This is a genomic window from Bradyrhizobium sp. U531 (assembly GCF_051710265.1).
Classification (GTDB): Bacteria; Pseudomonadota; Alphaproteobacteria; order Rhizobiales; family Xanthobacteraceae; genus Bradyrhizobium.
The window spans coordinates 1,592,676-1,612,590 of record NZ_JASVEN010000001.1; the positions used below are offsets into that span (position 1 = coordinate 1,592,676).

A 19,915-nucleotide genomic window follows, 5' to 3' on the forward strand; every position below is an offset into this window, starting at 1 on the left:
AAGCGCCCGCTGTGGCCAAACTAGGGCTTTTGCGGCCAGCCGGAGAAACCCTTTCAATTCAAAGATCCCCGGGTCGCCAATTTGGCGATCCCAGGGTCGTCAGTTCGACGATCCCAAGGTCATCAATTTGATGATCCCCTGGTCGTCAGTTTGACGATCCCGCGGTCGCCATCCTCTTGGTCAAGAACCCGTCGATCGCCTGCGCCATCGAGCCCACGGCCTTCGACCGCCAGCCCTCGGACACCAAATGCTCGAGGTCGCCCTTGTTGGAGACATAGCCGATCTCGACCAGCACCGAGGGCACATCAGGCGCTTTCAGGACCCGGAAGCCGGCCGACTTCAGGGGATGCTTGTGCATCCGCACCGTCGACTTCATTTCACCCATCAAGAGGCGGGCAAAACGGTTTGAAAAGGTGCGGGTTTCCCGCTGCGTGAGGTCGATCAGGATGTCGGCGACGTCGGTCGGCTCCTCCGCGAGATTGAAGCCGGCGATCGCATCCGCCCGGTTTTCCGCATCCGCCAGCCGCTGGGCTTCGGCATCGGAGGCCTTGTCCGACAGCGTGTAGATGGTGGCGCCCTGCGCATCGCCCTCGGCACGCGGCAGCGCGTCGGCATGGATCGAGACGAACAAGGCGGCCTTGAGGTTGCGGGCGACCTTGGTTCGGTCATTGAGGGGGATGAAGGTGTCGTCGTCCCGCGTCATGACCACACGGTACTTGCCGGCCTTCTCAAGCTTGTCGCGCAGCGCCAGCGCGAAGGCCAGAACCAGGTTCTTCTCGCTCTCGCCGCTCGACTGCGTGCCATTGTCGATGCCGCCATGGCCGGGATCGATCACGACCACCGGGCGGCCATCGGCCTTCTGCTGCGCCGTGTCCGGGGCTGTCGCCGCGGGAGCCGTGGCGGGCTGAGCCTCGGCGATCGTCGGCCGCAGCTCGGGGCGGTTTTCGGGCGCGAGTGCCGTCACGAAGGCGGCACGATCGACCTCCTCCAGCTCCAGCACGAGTCGGGCCGGCTGGCCGTTGGCCGCCTCGAGCACATAGGATTTGGCGATCCGGGCGGGTCCCGTCAGGTCGAACACGATTCGCGAGCCGCCGGGCATGACGAGCCCGTAGCGGAAGGCCTTGACCAGTCCGCGGCCCCCGGCTCCCGTGCCCGCGGGCAGCTGAAAGCTCACCTGCGGCACGTCGACGACGACACGGTACGGGTCAGCCAGTGTCACGGCGCGGAAGGTGACGGCCTGGTCGATGTCGAGAATGAAGCGGGTCTGCTTGCCGTCGCCGGCCAGGCGGGCGGCCGTGGCAACTGGAAAATTCGTCGCTGCAACAGCGGGTTGCACTTGGCTTTCAGCCGCCCTCAGGCGTGAGGAATCAGCGCATGGCACTGCTGCGGCGCACAGAAGTACGCAGCTCAGCAAAACCCGTTGATTTGTGCGGCTCGCCACCGATTCCGTGCCTCCGAGCAGCCCTTTTAACTCGATAGAACCACAGGGTTAATCGATCCTTAATGACGGAAACGCGAAACTCTCTGACTGTGACCGCCGTGCGACGCTCCCTTGCACGGATGGCTCATTCCTCGTATGTACGGAATGCTGACGGCCGATATTTCCGGTTGTGTCGCATTCAGCCTCCCGGTGCAGCGCCGGAACTTCCAAGGTTTGGGAATTCCAGCGTTTTCCGTTTCCCTCTAGACCAGCGCGGTGCGCGGCAGCGAGGTGGAACGGGTCAAGTGTCGGCGGCGGAACGGTCTCGGGCTACCACTCACGCCGCCGAGACGGTTCTGACAGCGATGTAACCCGTTACCCGGTCCCTTGATCCCAGGGGGGCGGTTCGTGATCTCCAAGGCGAGCGCGCTCGCGCCATGCCTGGCCAGCAGCAACTGATTGAAGGGCGGCCTCGCCGCCCAATGTTTCATACGGGCCGACGCTTGATGCGCCAGACTGTGCCGACGAATTCTGAAGGACCATTCGCGACGCTGCGGAGTGAAAATCCCGCGCGCCGCCTTGGTCCTGAGGCTTCCGGTTCGGCAAGGCGCGAGAGACGGCGTTTCGGCCTTCCCCTCACCCCCGAATCAGGTGGACCGTCGCGTCACCCGGCGGCGCGATACGCGCCCACGGTGATTAGCGCCCGCCGCCGCCAAGAGTTAAGACATGCCCAACAAGATGTTGATCGATGCCACCCACCCGGAAGAGACCCGGGTCGTCGTGGTCCGCGGCAATCGCGTCGAAGAGTTTGATTTCGAGACCGCGCAACGCAAGCAACTGCGCGGGAACATCTACCTCGCCAAGGTCACAAGGGTCGAACCCTCGCTCCAGGCCGCTTTCGTCGAATATGGCGGCAACCGCCACGGCTTCCTCGCCTTCAGCGAAATCCATCCCGACTACTATCAAATCCCGGTCGCCGACCGGCAGGCGCTGATCGAGGCCGAGGAACAGGCCCATCGCGAGGCCGAGGAAGAGAGCGAGAACCGCTCCCACGGCCGCCGCCGCTCGCGTCACCGCAATTCTCGCCGCCGCAGTCAAGGCGAGCGCGTGCGCAGTGACATCGTCGAAGGTCTCGAGGCCGGCGCCGATCCCGCCGCCCAGCCGCTTGAGGGCGCGCCGCTGCCGGAGCATGCCGAGGGTGCCTTCCACGACGGCGAGCATCTGCACGCCGATTCCGGGCATCACGGCGAGCACGAAGACCACGAGCACGGCGAACATGACCATGACGATCATGGTCACGACGACCACCATGCCCACGATCACGAGCATGACCACCAGCACGATCATCACGACCACGATCATGCCGACGAGACGCCTGTCGCGGCGGTCGGCGCCGAGCCCGTGGTCGCGGCCGAAACGGCTGCAGAACCGCAGGAGGCCGCGGCCTCCGAGCCGCACGCCGAGGCCCTCGCCGAAGCCGTGACCGCTGCCGCCGAGCCGGCTGACGCCGTTTACGGTGAGAGCACCGAGACGACGCACACCGAAGCCGCGGACGCTGCTGGTGAAGACGACGATGAGGACGAGGACGACGGCGAGGAAGCCGAAGAGGAAGTCGTCGAATCCGTCGGCGGTGACGACGTGCTCGAGGAAGTGCCGGAGCGTACCTTCCGCCCGCGTCGCCAGTACAAGATCCAGGAAGTCATCAAGCGCCGCCAGGTCATGCTGGTGCAGGTCGTCAAGGAAGAGCGCGGCAACAAGGGCGCGGCGCTGACGACCTATCTGTCGCTCGCCGGCCGCTACGCCGTCCTGATGCCCAACACCGCGCGTGGCGGCGGCATCAGCCGCAAGATCACCAGTGCCCAGGACCGCTCCCGCCTCAAGGAAGTGGTGCAGGATCTCGACGTGCCCGAGGGCATGGGCATCATCCTGCGCACCGCAGGCGCCGCCCGGACCAAGCCCGAGATCAAGCGCGACTTCGAATACCTGATCCGGATGTGGGAGACGGTGCGCGACCTGACGCTGAAGTCGCAGGCTCCGACCCTCGTCTACGAGGAAGGCTCGCTGATCAAGCGCTCGCTGCGCGACCTCTACAACAAGGAAATCGACGAGATCTCGGTCGCCGGTGAAGCCGGCTACCGCGAAGCGCGCGATTTCATGAAGATGCTGATGCCCGCCAATGTCAGCGCGGTGAAGCAGTATCGCGACGGCCAGCCGCTGTTCTCGCGCATGGGCGTCGAGAGTCAGCTCGACGCGATGTTCTCGCCGACGGTGCAATTGCGCTCCGGCGGCTACATCGTGATCAACCAGACCGAGGCGCTGGTCTCGATCGACGTCAATTCCGGACGATCGACCCGCGAGCACCATATCGAGGACACCGCGCTCAAGACCAATCTGGAGGCAGCCGAAGAGGTCGCCCGCCAGCTTCGCCTGCGCGACCTCGCCGGCCTGATCGTCATCGACTTCATCGACATGGACGAGAAGCGCAACAACCGCGCGGTCGAGCGCAAGCTGTCCGATTGCCTGCGGCAGGACCGTGCGCGCATCCAGGTCGGCCGCATCTCGCATTTCGGCCTGCTCGAGATGTCGCGCCAGCGCATCCGCGCCAGCGTGCTCGAGAGCTCGACCGATCCCTGCCCGCATTGCGGCGGCACCGGCCATGTCCGCTCGGTATCCTCGGTGGCGCTGCAGCTGCTGCGCGGCCTCGAAGAGATCCTGATGAAGGGCGCGACCCACAACCTCGTGGTCCGCACCCGCACCGACGTCGCTCTCTATGTGCTGAACCACAAGCGCGGCCATCTGCGCGACCTCGAAAACGGCTTCAAGGTCACCCTTGCGGTCATCGCCGACCCCAGCGTCAGCGGCCCGCAGGCCTACCTCATCGACCGTGGCGAGCAGGTGCATACGCTCGAAGCCGCCAAGGCGCTGCTCGCGGCACAGGCTGCTGCGAGCCCGCCGCCTCAGGCTGAAGAAGCCTTCGACGACGAGGACGGCTTCGACATCGAGACCGAGTCCGAAGTCGAGACCGACGAGACCGAAGGTCTTGCTGAAGAAGCCGCGGGCGAGGCAGCTTCCGAGCAGGACGGTCAGCGCCGCAAGCGCCGCCGTCGTCGGCGCGGCCGCGGTGGCCAGCGTGACGGCGAGTTGCGCGAGGATAGCGCGCCCACCCTTCCCGAGGCGGCCGCTGCGGCCGGCGAAGGCGAGGATGAGGCCGAGGCCGAGCAGGACGGCGAGGAAGGCGAGGAGCAAGCCGCCCGTGGCGAGCAGCAGGGCAACGGTGACCGCCGTCGCCGGCGTGGCCGCCGCGGCGGACGTCGTCGTCGCGGTGGCGGCGAGGAAGGTCTTGCCGGCTCCATCGGCGACGAGCTCGACACCAATCAGCCATCGGAGGCCGCCGAGGCGGTTGCCGATTTCGACGGCTTCGGCAACGAAGCAGCGCCCTCGATCGCCCAGGGCGAGCACGCAGCCGAGCCGCAGGCCTCTGAGCCCGAGCCGCGCGCCGAAGTACAGACCGAGGCGCCCGCCCAGCCCGAGCCCGTTGCCGCGGATGAGCTCGCTGACGATAAGGTCTCACGGCGCCGCTCCACGGTCCGCGAAAAGGTAAGCTTCCTGTCGAGCAGCCCGAGCGAGCCGGCAGCGCCGATTGCGCAGGCGGACGAGCCGATCGCGCCGCCCGCACCAGCGGCGGAGCCCGCGCCGGAAGCGGCAGCCGAAACGCCAACCGCGCCGCGTCGCGCCGGCTGGTGGTCCCGCCGCTTCGGCGGCGGCGAGTAAAGCCGAACATCCCCTGCAAAACGCCCGGCTCTGCCGGGCGTTTTTGTTTCGCGATTGTCCTGATGTGCTAAGCCCTTTTTCGCAATCGATAGAGGGGACCGGCCTTGTCAGAGCTTTGCGATTCCAGCGCCGTGGATCTGCGGCGCTTGTTGGCCGCGCGGGCGATTTCGCCGGTCGAGCTGCTGGACGCTTGCCTGTCGCGCATCGCCGCGATCAATCCCGCCGTCAATGCCGTCGTCACGCTGGATGAGCCGGGCGCGCGTGCCGCCGCCAAAGCGGCCGAAGCCGCCATCCTGCGCGGCGAGGATCGCGGCGCCCTGCATGGGCTTCCGGTCCTCATCAAGGACACCCAGGACACCGCCGGGATGCGCTCCACCTATGGCAGCCCGCTGCTGAAGGACAACGTCCCGGCCGCCGACCAGGGCTCGGTCGCGCGCCTGCGCGCCGCCGGCGCCGTCGTCTTCGGCAAGACCAACACGCCGGAATGGGCGGCCGGCGCCAACACCCGCAATCCCGTCTTCGGCGCGACCGGCAATCCCTTCGATCCCATGCGCTCGGCCGCCGGCTCCTCAGGCGGCTCGGCGGTGGCGCTCGCCTGCGGCATGGCCCCGCTCGCCTCGGGCTCCGACACCGGAGGCTCCTTGCGCAATCCGGCCGGTTTCGCCGGCATTGTCGGCATGCGTCCGTCCTATGGACTTGTTGCCAGCGAGAGGCGTGCGTTCGGCTGGTCCAACCTGTCGACCGACGGGCCAATGGCGCGCAATGTCGCCGACACCGCGCTGATGCTGTCGGTGATGGCGAGCGACGACGCCCGCGATCCGCTCGCCTATACGCTGCCCGGCGAGCCCGTGCGTGCGCGCGCCGAGCGCTGGGCCGCACCGCGCCCCGCAGAGCTCGGCAGACTGCGCCTCGCCTTCACCGAGGATTTCGGCTTCGCCCCGACCGAGCAGGCGATCCGGCGCGTGTTCCGCGCGCGGGTGAAGACGCTGGCGCCGCTGTTTGCCGAGTGCCGCGAAGCGAGCCCGGATTGCACTGGCGCCGACGACGCCTTCGCCGTGCTGCGCGCGGGCATGTTCCTGGCGACGCACGGCAAGAACTACAAGGAACGGCCCGAGATGCTCGGCCCCAATGTCCGCGCCAATGTCGAGGAAGGGCTCGGCTACACGCTCGAAGACCATGCGCGGGCCACGACGACGCAGACGCGGATCTATCGCGCCTATCAGAGCTTCTTCGAGACCTGCGACGTGCTGATCAGCCCGACCATCACGCTGAGCCCGCGGCCGTGGTCGGAGCCTCATCCGGCGGAAATCGACGGCGTTCCGACCAAATCCTACTTCCACTGGCTCGCGCTCGCTTACGCCGTCACGTTGCCCGGTCATCCCGCCATCAGCATTCCGCTCGGCGTCGATGAAGCCGGATTGCCGTTCGGCCTCCAAATCGTCGGCCCGCGCGGCGGCGATGCCATCGTGCTGTCGGTGGCCGCGAGCCTCGAAGCCGCGTTCGCAAATGACGCGCAATTGTGCCGGCCGGTCCCGGACCTCGCACGGCTCGCCGCGGCGCCACCTCTTTCGTCCGCTCCCGGCTTCCTCACCTGGGAATAACGCGGCCTGACAGGAGAAGTCTTTCGATGCAAAGCGCAATCGTTCTCGGCGGCGGCATGATCGGTGTCAGCGCCGCCCTGCATCTGCAGAAGCGCGGCTGGACCGTCACGCTCGTCGATCGCAGGGAGCCGGGCCGCGAGACCAGCTACGGCAATGCCGGCATGATCCAGGCCGAGGCGGTGCGCCCCTACCCGATGCCGCGCGACCTCGGGACGCTCCTGAAGATCGCGACCGGCCGCACCAACGATGTGCGCTACAGCCTGTCGTCGCTGCATCTCCACGTCGAGCCCCTGCTCCGCTACTGGTGGCACTCGGCGCCGAAGCGGCATCGCGAAGCGATCGTCGGCTGGGCGCGGCTGATCGCCTATGCGACCAGCGAGCATGACATTCTCATTCGCGAAGCCCATGCCGACAATCTGATCCGCCGCGCCGGCTATCGGGCGCTGTACCGCGACGCTGCGGACCTCGCTCTCTCGGTCAAGGCGGCGGAACAGGACCAGCGCGAATTCGGCGTGAAGTTTCGCGTGCTATCGGGCAGCGAGCTCGCGAGGGCCGAACCGATCCTGCGCGACGATCTGCCCGGCGCGATCCACTGGCTCGACACCTGGACCGTGTCCGATCCCGGCGCGCTGGTGACGGCGTATGCCGAGCTGTTCCAGCGCCTCGGCGGCGCCATCGTGCTCGGCGACGCGCAGTCGCTGCGGCAAACCGCAACCGGCTGGTCGGTCGATACGGATCAGGGGCGTCTCGACGCCGCCCACGCCGTCGTGACGCTCGGGCCGTGGTCGCCGGATCTCCTCTACAAGTTCGGCTATCGCATTCCGCTGGTGCGCAAGCGCGGCTACCACATGCATTACAGCGGCGGCGTATCGCTCGATCTGCCGCTGGTCGACAAGGGCAACGGCTACGCCATGGGCCCGATGGCCAAGGGCATCCGCATCACCACCGGCGCGGAACTGACCGGCGCGGACGCACTGGCAACGCCGGTGCAACTCGCCAGCGCCGAAGCCGCCGCGCGCGAGCTGATCGAGCTCGGCAAGCGCGCCGAGCCGGATCCGTGGTTCGGCACGAGGCCGTGCACGCCCGACATGCTGCCGGTGCTCGGGCAGGCTCCGAAGCATCCCGGCCTCTGGATGAATTTCGGCCACGGCCATCAGGGCTTTACGCTGGGACCCGCAACCGGACGCCTGCTTGCCGAGATCATGAGCGGCGAGACGCCGGCGATCGATCCGACGCCATACCGGCCCGGGCGGTTCTAGCGCGCGGCAAGCACGGCGAGCGCCGCCGACAGGCGCATCAAGGGATCCTCCCATCCGCGCGGCCTCCGCTGGCGAAACAGCCGCATGGTCGGATACCACGGACTATCCTCGCGCTCGCGCAGCCAGCGCCAGTCGAGCGCGTAAGGCGTCAGCATCCACACCGGACGGCCGAGCGCGCCGGCAAGATGGGCGACCGAGGTGTCGACCGCGATGACGAGATCGAGCGCGGCAATCGCTGCCGCAGTGTCGGTGAAATCGGACAGCGCGGGCGCAAGGTCGACGACGTCGTCGCCGAGCGCGGCCAGCACTGGCGTATCCGCAGGACGCGGCTCCTTCTGCAGGGAGTAGAGCTGCACGCCGGGCATCACCAGGCGCGGTAGCACCGCCTCCGCCGCCAGCGAGCGCTGCCGGTCGCCCTTGTGCTTGATATTGCCGGCCCAGACCACGCCGACCTTCAGTGCCGTCACATCCGCAAGCGCCGCGCGCCACCGCGAGACCTTTGCGGGATCGGCATGCAGATACGGAATTTCGGCCGGCACCGTATGAAGCGTGGTGCCGAAGATCCGCGGCAGGCTCATCAGCGGCAGCTGCAGATCGAACGGCGGCAGCGGCTCGCCGCGAGCAACCACGGTCACATCGGGGAGCTGCCGCAACAGAACCGCCAGCGCGGGCTGAACCTGGAGCACGATCTTGCCGCCTCGCGCGGCGACCATCGGCACGTAGCGCACGAAATGCAGGGCATCGCCGAGCCCGTATTCGGCGAACAGCAATAGAGTACGGCCGTCGAGCGGCTCGCCCTGCCATTCCGGCTCGCCGAAGGCGGGGTCGCCGTCCGACAGCGTCTTGCATTTGCGCCGCCAGCGATAAGCCTCGAAGCCGGCCGCGAAGTCACCGTTCATCAGCAGGAAATGCGCGTGGTTGTATTGCGCGAGCGGCTGCTCCGGATCGAGTGCGATCGCGCGGTGCGAGACGTTGAGTGCCTCGTCGATCTCGCCGGCGTTGCGCAGCGCGACCGCGAGATTGGCGTAACCCTTGGCATAGGCAGGGTCGGCCGCGACCGCGCAGCGATGCGCGGCGACTGCATCCTCCGCGCGCTCCTGCTTCTCGAAGATGATGCCGAGATTGGTCCAGGCCGGGGCGTGATCTGGCCTGAGCAGCAGCGCGTGCTCGCAGGCGGCGATCGCCTCCTCCAGTGTGCCGAGCTCGGAGAGGCAGGCGCCGAGATTGCTTGCGACGATGTGATCCGATGGATCGCTTGCAAGGTTCTGCCGGTAGATCGCGGCGGCCTCCTGCAGATGACCGGCCTCGTGCAGGACGAGGCCGAGCAGCCGCAGCGCCGGAGCATCGTCCGGCGCGAGCGCACGCGCGCGGCGGTACGCGCTGATGGCGTCCTCAAGCGCCCCGCGCCGATACAGCACGGCACCGAGATTGCAGAGCAATCCGGGATCGTCGGGATCGATCTCGATCGCATGGCGATAGGCCGCTTCCGCTTCGTCGAGCCGCGCCTGGTCCGCAAGGAGATTGCCGAGATTGAGCCAGGCACCAAGATAGGCAGGCTCCCGCGCAAGCACCGCGCGATAGGCTTCCTCGGCCTCGGCGAGCCGCCCCTGCCCGGCAAGCACGACGGCAAGATTGAAGCTCGCGCGCGTCAGGTGCGCATCGAGCGCAAGCGCACCGCGATAGGCGGCTTCCGCCTCGTCGAAGCGGGCGAGCTCGCCGAGCGCGACGCCGAGCTTGTTGCGCAGGCCGGCATCGTCAGGCCGCCGGATCAGCGCGCGCCGGAACGCCGCCACCGCCCCCTCCTGCTCCCCCTTCACCGCCAGCGCGTCGCCAAGCGTGACGAGCGCGGGCGCGTGGTCGGGATCCACAGTGAAGACGCGGCGCAGCAGCGCGGCGCCCTCGGCCGCGCGGTCCGTGACGAAGGCGGCCACTGCGGCCAGATGCAGCGCCGGCACGTGGTCCGGGTCGACCTTCAGAACCTCCGCGCAAAGCACACCTGCCCGTTCAGGCCGCCCCGCCGCAAAATGCTCCGCCGCCTGCGCTACCGTCAGATTTGCCGTCGCATTGCCCACGCTGTCGCCCGCCCTTCGAGGTCCGAGATGCGGGTTTAACGCGCGAGGTCGAAAATTCCGTCAGCCTTCTTGCGTCGTCAGCAGCGCCTGGGGTCGCCAGATCCGCCGGCGCAGCCGAAGCCCATTTCGGCTGGTTCGCGGCTGGGCGCCCAAGCAAAAGGGCTGATCGAGGATCTCGACCAGCCCTTTTCCTTCAAGGCCTGACGGCGCATCTTGCGCCGACGGACGCGGCTTGCAGATCAGTCCGTCGTGATCGCCGTCTCCATGTCGGTCGGATCGATCCGCTTGGAGAGGTTGGCGTTGAGCTTGTCGCGATCGAGCTCACCCTCCCACCAGGCGACGATCACGCAGGCGACACCGTTGCCGCACAGATTGGTCAGCGCGCGGCACTCGCTCATGAACTTGTCGATGCCGAGCACGATCGCCATGCCCGGCACGAGGCGCGGATCGACCACGGCCAGCGTCGCCGCCAGCGTGATGAAGCCCGCGCCGGTGATGCCGGACGCGCCCTTCGAGGTCAGCATCGCCACGACCAGGATGGTCAATTGCTGGCTGAAGCTCAGATCGTAGCCGAGCGCCTGGGCGATGAAGAGCGTCGCCAGCGTCATGTAGATGTTGGTGCCGTCGAGGTTGAACGAGTACCCCGTGGGCACCACGAGACCGACCACCGACTTGGAGCAGCCGAGCCGCTCCAGCTTTTCCATCAGGGACGGCAGCGCGCTTTCCGAGGACGAGGTGCCGAGCACGATCAGCAGTTCGTCCTTGATGTAGGCCAGGAACTTGAAGATCGAGAACCCCGCGAGGCGTGCGATGATGCCGAGCACGACGAACACGAACAGCGCCGCGGTGACGTAGAACGTGGCGATCAGGCCGACGAGGTTGAGGATCGCGCCGGTGCCGAACTTGCCGATCGTGTAGGCCATCGCGCCGAACGCGCCGATCGGCGCCGCGCGCATCACGATGGAGATGACGCCAAACACGGCATGAGCGGCGTCGTCGATGAAGCTGCGGATGGTGTGGCCGCGCTCGCCGAGGCTCATGATCGCGAAGCCGAACAGCACCGAGAACAGCAGCACCTGCAGGATCTCGCCTTGCGCAAAGGCGCCGACCACGGTGTCCGGAATGATGTGCAGCACGAAGTCGACCGACTTCTGACCCGCGGCCTGCTTGGCGTAATTGGCAACGGCCGCCTCATTGGCAGCGCCGCTGCCGAAGCCTGCGCCCGGCTTCACCACGTTGCCGATGAAGAGGCCGATCACCAGGGCGAAGGTCGAGACGACCTCGAAATAGACCAGCGCCTTGACGCCGATGCGACCGACCTTCTTGGCATCCTGGATGTGAGCGATGCCGGAGACGACGGTGCAGAAGATGATCGGGGCGATCACCATCTTGATCAGCTTGATGAAGCCGTCGCCGAGCGCCTTGATCCATTCGTTGGTGGCGACCGCCGGCCAGAGCCAGCCGACGATGGCGCCGAGCACGATGGCGATCAGCACCTGGACGTAGAGAACCTTGTACCACGGCTTTGCTGCGGGCTGCGCGATCGGCGCCCCCGCCATCGTTGTCGTCGTCATCGTTTCACTCCCCCTCAAAACGCTGGGCCAGCCAAGATCAACTTGGCCGGCCCTGTCAATTGGAACCGCGAACTCCTTGCGCGCTTTACCGGCGGCGCTCGATCAGCCGGCGCGCCGCGGGCATCAACGTCGCGCCCAGCGCGTTCTTGACCAGCGAAGCCGCAATGAACGGCACGATGCCGACCTGCCAGGCCTTGGCGGCGCCGAGCCCAAGGCCGAACGCCAGCCAGCCGAAGCCGGCGGCCAGAATGACGAGATGGCCGACGGCCATCGCCGCGAACAGCAACGGCACGCTGCGATCCCAGCCGCGCTCGGCGAGCCAGCCGGTGACGAAAGCCGCCGCAATGAAACCGAACAGGTAGCCCGCGGTCGGGCCGACCAGGGGTGCAATTCCACCCACCGGGCCGGCAAATACCGGCGCACCAAGCGCGCCTTCGGCGAGGTAGGCGATCATGGTTGCGCTGCCAAGGCGCCAGCCATAGGCCGCCCCGATCATCAGCACCACCAGCGTCTGCAACGTCATCGGCACGTAAGGCAGCGGCAGGTTGACCTTGGCTGACAGCGCCATCAAGGCGCTCCCGAGCGCAACCAGAACGACAGCGCGCAAGCTGCCGACCGTTTCGCCCGGCCGGGTCGGCCACATCAATGCGGCGAGGGAAAAATGCGGCGCGGCGGCAGTCGGGACAGATCGGTCAGACAAGATGAGCTCCGGATGTGGTCGAAAACTGGCGGCTATTTAAGCCAGTGAGCGATCCGGTCAACTGCTTCGCGCATTTCTTCGGGTGAGCGCGCATAGGAAAAGCGAATGAACGAGCGGCCGTGAACGGGATCGAAATCGACGCCCGGCGTGGCCGCGACACGCGCCTGCTCCAGCATCTGCTTGGCGAACTCGAAACTGTCGGAAGTAAAGTTCGAGACGTCGGCATAGAGATAAAATGCACCATCGGCCGGCAGGAAGTTGCTGAGGCCGGCTTTCGGCAATCCCTCGATCAGGATCCGCCGGTTCTCCTGATAACCATGCTTGATCGCCTCCATCTCGGCGGCGCCGTCGAAAGCGGCTTCAGCAGCGATCTGCGAGAGCGACGGCACCGAGATCGAGAGATTCTGTTGCAGCCGCTCGATCGGCCGGACCAGAATTTCGGGCACGACCATCCAGCCGACGCGCCAGCCCGTCATGCAAAAATATTTCGAGAACGAGTTGATCACGAGGGCATGCTCGGAGAGCGCCGCCGCGGTGACCGCCGGAAACGCGTAATCGAGCCCGTGATAGATCTCGTCGGAGATGAAACGGATGCCGGCTTCTTCCGCCGCGATGATCAGGCCGGCGAGCGCCTCGCGCGACATCATCGTCCCCGTGGGATTGGCGGGGCTGCCGACCAACACGCCCTTCAGCGGCGTCTTGCGATGGGCCGCGAGCAACGCCTCGCCGGTCAGCGCATGGCGCGTCTCGTCGGTGGTCTCGATCAGCACCGGCTCGCAGCCGAGCGCGGTGAGGATGTGACGATAAGGCGGATAGCCCGGCACCGTCACGGCGACGCGGTCACCCGGCTCGAACATCGACAGGAAGGCCAGGATGAACCCGCCGGAGGAGCCGGTCGTGACCACGATCCGCTCGGGGCTGACGTCGCAGCCATAGGCATCGCGGTAATGGCGCGCGATGCGCTCGCGCAAGGACGGGATGCCGAGCGCGGAGGTATAATCGATCCGCCCTGCCTCGAGCGCCGCATGCGCGGCCGCGATCGCGGTTTTGGGCGCCCCGGCCGCGGGCTGGCCGACCTCCATATGGATGACATGGCCCCCGGCGGCCTCGATTCGGGCCGCCGCGGCCATGACGTCCATGACCATAAAGGGGGGAACATCGCTGCGGCGGGAGGGCGTGAGCCACTGCCCCAACCGGTTCCTCAAGGTCGCATCGTGCATCGATTTCTGCTATTTCGCTGGCGGGCCGATGCGTCCGGCCCGGGAAACGGGGCGCTTGCGCCCCAGACTGGCCGCATTGTACGGCTCATAAGGGGTAAGGCTCGCAAGGGCATATCGCGTATCCGGTCCGCCGCCAATCGCCAAAACCAATCACGAAACAGCTAGTCCAGACCGTTTGACCAAGACCGTTTGATGTCGCTTCAGATCGCATTGCGCAAGCAGGCCTCCGCCCTCACCGCCCTCGTCACGGCCGCGGCGATCGCGCTGACGCCGTTCTCGGCCGCGCACGCGCAGTCCAAGGGCCCGCCGGTGTTGCGCGACACCGAGACCGAGCAGCTGCTGCGCGAATACACGCGCCCGATCCTGCGCGCCGCGGGTCTGGAGAAGCAGAACATCCAGATGGTGATCCTCAACGACGGCTCGTTCAACGCCTTCGTCGCGGACGGCCGCCGCATCTTCGTCAATTGGGGCGCGATCCTTCAATCGGAAACGCCGAACCAGATCATCGGCGTCCTCGCGCACGAGACCGGACATCTGGCCGGCGGCCATCTGTCCAAGCTGCGCGAACAGCTCGCCGCCGCCCAGACCCAGATGATCATCGCGATGCTGCTCGGCGCCGGCGCGATCGCCGCGGGCAGCACCCAGCGCAGCAGCGCCGGCAACAACGGGCTCGCCAATGCCGGCGCCGCCGCGATCTCCGCCCCGCAGGAGGTGATCCGCCGGACGCTGCTGTCCTACCAGCGCCAGCAGGAGGAGAACGCCGACCGCGCCGGCGTGAAATTCTTGACCGCGACCCAGCAATCGCCGAAGGGCATGTACGAGACCTTCAAGCGCTTCACCAGCGAGAGCCTGTTCGCAGCGCGCGGCGCCGATCCCTATCTGCAGTCGCATCCGATGCCGGCCGAACGCGTCGCCGCGCTCCAGGAGTTCGCCAGCTCCAGCCCCTACTGGAACAAGAAGGACGACGCCGCGCTCCAGCTCCGCCACGACATGGTGCGCGCCAAGATTTCCGCCTTCATGGAGCGGCCCGAGACGGTGTACCGCCGCTATCCCCAGACCAATGACAGCATGCCGGCGCGTTACGCCCGCGCCATCAGCACCTATTTGCACGGCGATTTGCGCAGCGCACTCACCCAGATCGACGCGCTGATCCAGGTCCAGCCGAACAACCCGTACTTCTACGAGGTGCGCGGCCAGGCCCTGCTGGAAAGCGGCAAGCCGGCCGAGGCCATCCCTGCCCTGCGTAAGGCTGTCGCACTCTCGAACAATTCACCCCTCATCGAGATGTTACTTGGGCAGGCTCTGGTTGGAGCCGATAATAAGGCCTACACCGACGACGCCGTTCGGATTCTCCGCGCCGCAGTGGCGCGGGAGCCAGAGGCGGCCCTCGGCTATACCCAGCTCGCGATGGCCTATGGCCGGAAGGGAGAATATGCCGAGGCCGATCTCGCCTCGGCGCAGGCCGCTTATCTCCGCGGCGACAACAAGACCGCCCGCGAGCTCGCCACGCGCGCGAAAACCCGTTTCGCCGTCGGCACGCCCGGATGGGTCAAGGCCGACGACATCGTGGCGGCCAAGCCACCGCGCAATTGACCACCGTGGCGGCCAGGCCGCCACGCAATTGGATGACCAAACGACGCCCGGCACCGCAACACGCCACCAGGCGAGAGTCCACCGGGACGTTTCTCGAAACCTGCTTTGGATAAGAGGATTTGCCTATGCCTTCGCTGCGCCTGCTTGCTCCTGCGTTGTTCGCGCTCGCTCTGTTCGGCGCAGCCGTGCCCGCGTCGGCTGACAGTTTCTCCGACAGCCAGCGCCGCGACATCGAGGCGATCATCAAGGATTATCTGGTCAGCCATCCCGAGGTGCTCGAGGAGGCCATGACCGAGCTCAGCAAGCGTCAGGCCGCGGCCGAGACGCAGAAGCACGAGGCCAGCGTCGCGCAGAATGCGGAAGCGATCTTCAACTCGCCGCGCCAGGTCGTGCTCGGCAACAAGGACGGCGACGTCACCTTCGTCGAGTTCTTCGACTACAATTGCGGCTACTGCAAGCGCGCGATGGACGACATGCTCACCATCATGAAGGGCGATCCGAAGCTGAAGGTGGTGCTGAAGGAATTTCCGGTGCTGAGCCAGGGTTCGGTGGAAGCGGCGCAAGTCGCCGTCGCCGTGCGCATGCAGGATCCCACCGGCAAGAAATATCTCGACTTCCACCAGAAGCTGCTCGGCGGCCGCGGTGCCGCCGACAAGGCACGCGCGCTCCAGGCGGCCAAGGAAGCCGGCCTCGACACCGCGAAGATCGAGAAGGACATCAGCAGCCCCGAGGTGCGCGCCACCATCGAGGAGAACTTCAAGCTCGCCGAAGCGATGGGCATGAACGGCACGCCGAGCTACGTCATCGGCAAGCAGATCGTGATCGGCGCGGTCGGCGTCGAAGGCCTCAAGGAAAAGATCGGCATTGCCCGCTGCGGCAAGGCGACCTGTTGATCACACGCTTCCGATACTGAAAGCACCAAAGGGCCGGCTGCAACAGCCGGCCTTTTTTATTGCACCGAACCTTGGCGTATTCGGGCCAAGTCTTTTTCGTGCCAAATCGTTCATCTGGCATTCAACAAACAAATGCCGCGGAACAGACGAAGTTCCGGAACAACTCAAACCTCCTTTCGTTGTCGGCGCGGGCAATGACGCAAATAAACACGTGAGGAGAAATTCGATGTTGAACCGCTTTATGATCTCGGTCGCCGCAGCCGCCCTCGTCGCCGGCACCGGTCTGGCGAACGCACAGGGCACCATGGGCCGCGACAGCGGCGGCGGCGCCGGTGGCACGCAGCAAATGCAGCATTCGCAGCCTTCGGGCGGCGCCGCTGAGCGCGGCGGCGCGACGGGCCGCGATACCATGAGCCCGAACAAGGGCACCGTTGGCCAGGCCGGCGGCGCGGCTGAGAAATCCACGGGCGCCATGGAAAAATCCGGCATGGAAAAGTCCGGCGCGATGGAGAAATCCGGTGCCGCCGAAAAGTCCGGCGGGATGGACAAGTCCGGCACGATGAACAAGAACGCGGCTGACGACAAGGCCGGCATGAAGGGCGAGCACGCCCAGGGTGCGCAGGACAAGTCGAAGAGCATGAGCTCGGACTCGACCACCAAGTCTGATCCCGCCAAGTCTGGCAAGGACATGAAGGCCGAGGACAACAAGGCCGGCGGCGCCGCCAAGACCAACAACGCGGCGACGACCGACAAGTCCCAGACCACGACCGGCACCGCCCCCGCGACGGCGGCCGCGCCGCCGGCCGAAAAGCGCTCCCAGATCTCGACCGCGATCAAGTCGACCAAGATCGAAGAGACGACCAACGTCAACTTCAACATCTCGGTCGGCACCGCGGTCCCGGCCTCGGTCCACTTCCATCCGCTTCCGCCCCGGATCGTCGAGATCTACCCGGAGTGGCGTGGCTATGAGGTGATCTTCGTCCACGGTCAGTACGTGATCGTCCGTCCCCAGACGCGCGAGATCGTCTACATCATCGAGGGCTAAGCCGCTTCGCTGACCACCAAATGAGCCCTTGCTGAGAGATCGGCAGGGGCTTTTGGTCTACCGCCCGGTCCCGGCGGCGTGGCTCGGCCGCCCAGCCATCCTTTGGACTGGTTAACAAGCAATTTCCGTGGTTTCCACACAGGTTTTTACGCACCGGATGAGGTCGCTGAACCCGCCCCTGAGGCCCTTCAAGGCTTCCCCTCACGCGCTTTGTTACCTATAACCCCGCCACGCCGAGCACCTTTTCGGGATTGGAATGGCAGAACCTGCAACCGACACGATCCTCGTCCTCAACGGGCCGAACCTCAACATGCTGGGGACGCGCGAGCCGGAGAAGTACGGCCACGCGACGCTGGCCGACGTCGAGACGCTGTGCCGCGAGACCGCGGCGACGTTCGGCCTCAAGGCCGATTGCCGGCAATCCAACCGCGAGGGCGAGTTGATCGACTTCATCCACGAGGCGCATGCGCGCAAGATGAAGGGCATCATCATCAACGCCGGCGGCTATTCCCACACCTCGATCGCGCTGCACGACGCCCTGCTCGCGGTGCAGATCCCGACGGTCGAGGTGCATGTGACCAACATCCACGCCCGCGAGAGCTTTCGTCACCACTCCTACACCGCACGCGCGGCCTTCGCCTCGCTCTGCGGTTTCGGCATCGAGGGTTACCGTCTCGCCATCCAGGGCCTTGCCGCCAAGCTTGCCATCAAGCCCAAAGCCTGAGCCCCCTCTCAAACAGAACATTCGGATCAAACAACATGGCGCGCCAGCCAGACGACAAAGCAGCCGCAAAGTTTTCCAGCGAGGATTCCGCGCTCGTCCGCGAGCTGGCTTTGCTGCTCGATGAGACCAGCCTCACCGAGATCGAGATCGAACGCGCGGGTCTGCGCCTGCGCGTCGCCCGCAACGTCAGCGTTGCCGCGACCATGCCGATGCAGATGGCAGCAGCTCCCGCCGCCCTTCCGGCGGCTTCCACCGCGCCGGCCGCCGCCGCGGGCCCCGACCTGTCGAAGCATCCCGGCGCCCTGACCTCGCCGATGGTCGGCACCGCCTATTGGGCACCGGAGCCCGGCGCCAAGCCGTTCATCGAGGTCGGCAGCAAGGTCTCGGTCGGCCAGACGCTGCTGATCATCGAAGCCATGAAGACCATGAACCAGATCCCCTCGCCGCGCGCCGGCACGGTGACGCAGATCCTGGTCGAGGACGGCCAGCCGGTCGAGTACGGCGAGCCGCTCGTCATCATTGAGTGAGGAATTGGCGAATGGCGGGTAGCTATCGGTTACCCCTCCCTGTTCGCCATTCGCTATTCCCCATTCGCCCCGAGGCACCATGTTCGACAAAATCCTCATAGCCAATCGCGGCGAGATCGCCCTTCGCATCCTCAGAGCGTGCAAGGAGCTCGGGATCGCCACCGTCGCCGTGCACTCCACCGCCGACGCCGACGCCATGCATGTGCGCCTGTCGGACGAGAGCGTCTGCATCGGGCCGCCCGCGTCCAAGGACAGCTATCTCAACGTGCCCGCGCTGCTCGCGGCCTGCGAGATCACCGGCGCCGACGCCGTTCATCCCGGTTACGGCTTCCTGTCCGAGAACGCCCGCTTCGCCGAGATCCTCGGCGAGCACAATCTGCATTTCATCGGTCCTAAGGCCGAGCACATCCGCCTGATGGGCGACAAGATCGAGGCGAAGAAGACCGCCAAGAAGCTCGGCATTCCCGTGGTGCCCGGCTCGGACGGCGCCGTCGGCCCCGATGACGACGCCATGTCGATCGCCAAGCAGATCGGCTTTCCGGTGCTGGTGAAGGCTGCGGCCGGCGGCGGCGGACGCGGCATGAAGGTCGCGCACAGCGAGGCCGACCTGCAGGTGGCGCTGTCGACGGCGGCCAACGAGGCCAAATCCGCCTTTGGCGATGCCTCCGTCTACCTGGAAAAATATCTCCAGAAGCCGCGCCACATCGAGATCCAGATCCTGGGCGACGGCCGCGGCGGCGCGATCCATCTCGGCGAGCGCGACTGCTCGCTGCAACGCCGCCACCAGAAGGTCTGGGAGGAAGGTCCCTCGCCCGTGCTGGCTGCCGCCGCGCGCGCCAAGATCGGCGAGACCTGTGCGAAGGCCATGCGCGAGATGAAATATCTCGGCGTCGGCACCATCGAATTCCTGTTCGAGGACGGCGAGTTCTACTTCATCGAGATGAACACCCGCATCCAGGTGGAGCATCCCGTCACCGAGAGCATCACCGACATCGACCTCGTGCTGGAGCAGATCCGCATCGCCGCCGGCGGCGACCTGCCGGCCAGGCAGGACGAGGTCCAGGTCATCGGCCACGCCATCGAGTGCCGCATCAACGCGGAACACCCGCAGACCTTCCGGCCCTCGCCCGGCCGCATACTCCAATACCATCCGCCCGGCGGACTGGGAGTGCGGATCGATTCCGCCGTCTACCAGGGCTACACGATCCCGCCCTATTACGATTCCCTGGTCGGCAAGCTGATCGTCCACGGCAAAACCCGCGCCGAATGCCTGATGCGGCTCCGCCGGGCACTGGACGAGATGGTGGTCGAAGGCATCGAGACCACGCTGCCGCTGTTCCGCGCCTTGGTGCGGGAGGACGACATCATCAACGGCGATTACCACATCCACTGGCTGGAACAGTACTTGGCCGGCAAGGCGGAACCCGCCCCCCGATAAATCGCTTTTGCCATGGAACCCTTTGGCCTCCATCGCGTTCTCGACGCGGGGACAGTTCCAAGGGGGCGTTTTGACTTC

General features: G+C 66.4%; 14 protein-coding genes. 9 read left to right on the forward strand and 5 right to left on the reverse strand.

The window, feature by feature from the left end; translation table 11 throughout:
* Positions 1 to 145 precede the first annotated feature (145 nt).
* A complete protein-coding gene (locus QRQ56_RS07840) occupies positions 146 to 1,441 on the reverse strand; it encodes an N-acetylmuramoyl-L-alanine amidase (protein WP_438738913.1) in 1,296 nt (431 codons plus the stop codon).
* Positions 1,442 to 2,146: 705 nt separating this feature from the next.
* Between QRQ56_RS07840 and QRQ56_RS07845 the strand changes: the two genes are divergently transcribed.
* From QRQ56_RS07845 to QRQ56_RS07855, 3 genes are all read left to right on the forward strand, one after another.
* Positions 2,147 to 5,191, forward strand: a complete 3,045-nt coding sequence (locus QRQ56_RS07845; protein WP_438738914.1) for an Rne/Rng family ribonuclease — start codon at positions 2,147 to 2,149, stop codon at positions 5,189 to 5,191.
* A 104-nt stretch (positions 5,192 to 5,295) separates the two neighbouring features.
* Positions 5,296 to 6,792: an amidase gene (locus tag QRQ56_RS07850; RefSeq protein WP_438738916.1), complete on the forward strand. Its 1,497-nt coding sequence runs from the start codon at positions 5,296 to 5,298 to the stop codon at positions 6,790 to 6,792.
* A gap of 26 nt (positions 6,793 to 6,818) precedes the next feature.
* Positions 6,819 to 8,051, forward strand: a complete 1,233-nt coding sequence (locus QRQ56_RS07855) for an NAD(P)/FAD-dependent oxidoreductase (RefSeq protein WP_438738918.1) — start codon at positions 6,819 to 6,821, stop codon at positions 8,049 to 8,051.
* Here the strand turns inward: QRQ56_RS07855 and QRQ56_RS07860 are convergent.
* The 4 genes from QRQ56_RS07860 to QRQ56_RS07875 form a co-directional block, all read right to left on the reverse strand.
* On the reverse strand, positions 8,048 to 10,123 hold the full coding sequence (locus tag QRQ56_RS07860) for a tetratricopeptide repeat protein (protein WP_438738920.1): 2,076 nt from the start codon (positions 10,121 to 10,123) through the stop codon (positions 8,048 to 8,050). The two genes, QRQ56_RS07855 and QRQ56_RS07860, sit on opposite strands and share 4 nt — an antisense overlap.
* 239 nt (positions 10,124 to 10,362) lie before the next feature.
* Positions 10,363 to 11,697: a dicarboxylate/amino acid:cation symporter gene (locus QRQ56_RS07865; RefSeq protein ID WP_438738922.1), complete on the reverse strand. Its 1,335-nt coding sequence runs from the start codon at positions 11,695 to 11,697 to the stop codon at positions 10,363 to 10,365.
* Between the two features lie 85 nt (positions 11,698 to 11,782).
* Complete coding sequence (locus QRQ56_RS07870; RefSeq protein ID WP_438740110.1) at positions 11,783 to 12,340, reverse strand: biotin transporter BioY; 558 nt, start codon at positions 12,338 to 12,340, stop codon at positions 11,783 to 11,785.
* Between the two features lie 89 nt (positions 12,341 to 12,429).
* Positions 12,430 to 13,617, reverse strand: coding sequence for a pyridoxal phosphate-dependent aminotransferase (locus QRQ56_RS07875; RefSeq protein WP_438738924.1), 1,188 nt, complete (start codon positions 13,615 to 13,617; stop codon positions 12,430 to 12,432).
* A gap of 192 nt (positions 13,618 to 13,809) precedes the next feature.
* On the opposite strand from QRQ56_RS07875, the gene QRQ56_RS07880 reads away from it, so the two are divergent.
* From QRQ56_RS07880 to accC, 6 genes are all read left to right on the forward strand, one after another.
* A complete protein-coding gene (locus QRQ56_RS07880) occupies positions 13,810 to 15,210 on the forward strand; it encodes a M48 family metalloprotease (RefSeq protein WP_438738926.1) in 1,401 nt (466 codons plus the stop codon).
* A gap of 125 nt (positions 15,211 to 15,335) precedes the next feature.
* Entirely contained in the window at positions 15,336 to 16,103 is a 768-nt protein-coding gene (locus tag QRQ56_RS07885; protein WP_438738928.1) for a DsbA family protein, read from the forward strand.
* A 226-nt stretch (positions 16,104 to 16,329) separates the two neighbouring features.
* Positions 16,330 to 17,148, forward strand: a complete 819-nt coding sequence (locus QRQ56_RS07890) for a DUF1236 domain-containing protein (RefSeq protein WP_438738930.1) — start codon at positions 16,330 to 16,332, stop codon at positions 17,146 to 17,148.
* 256 nt (positions 17,149 to 17,404) lie between these two features.
* Positions 17,405 to 17,872, forward strand: a complete 468-nt coding sequence (gene aroQ, locus QRQ56_RS07895) for a type II 3-dehydroquinate dehydratase (RefSeq protein ID WP_438738931.1) — start codon at positions 17,405 to 17,407, stop codon at positions 17,870 to 17,872.
* Between the two features lie 35 nt (positions 17,873 to 17,907).
* Positions 17,908 to 18,399 (forward strand): acetyl-CoA carboxylase biotin carboxyl carrier protein, encoded by a 492-nt coding sequence (gene accB / locus QRQ56_RS07900; protein ID WP_438738932.1) that lies wholly within the window; start codon positions 17,908 to 17,910, stop codon positions 18,397 to 18,399.
* A gap of 79 nt (positions 18,400 to 18,478) precedes the next feature.
* On the forward strand, positions 18,479 to 19,837 hold the full coding sequence (gene accC / locus QRQ56_RS07905; RefSeq protein WP_438738934.1) for an acetyl-CoA carboxylase biotin carboxylase subunit: 1,359 nt from the start codon (positions 18,479 to 18,481) through the stop codon (positions 19,835 to 19,837).
* The last annotated feature ends 78 nt before the right edge of the window (positions 19,838 to 19,915 follow it).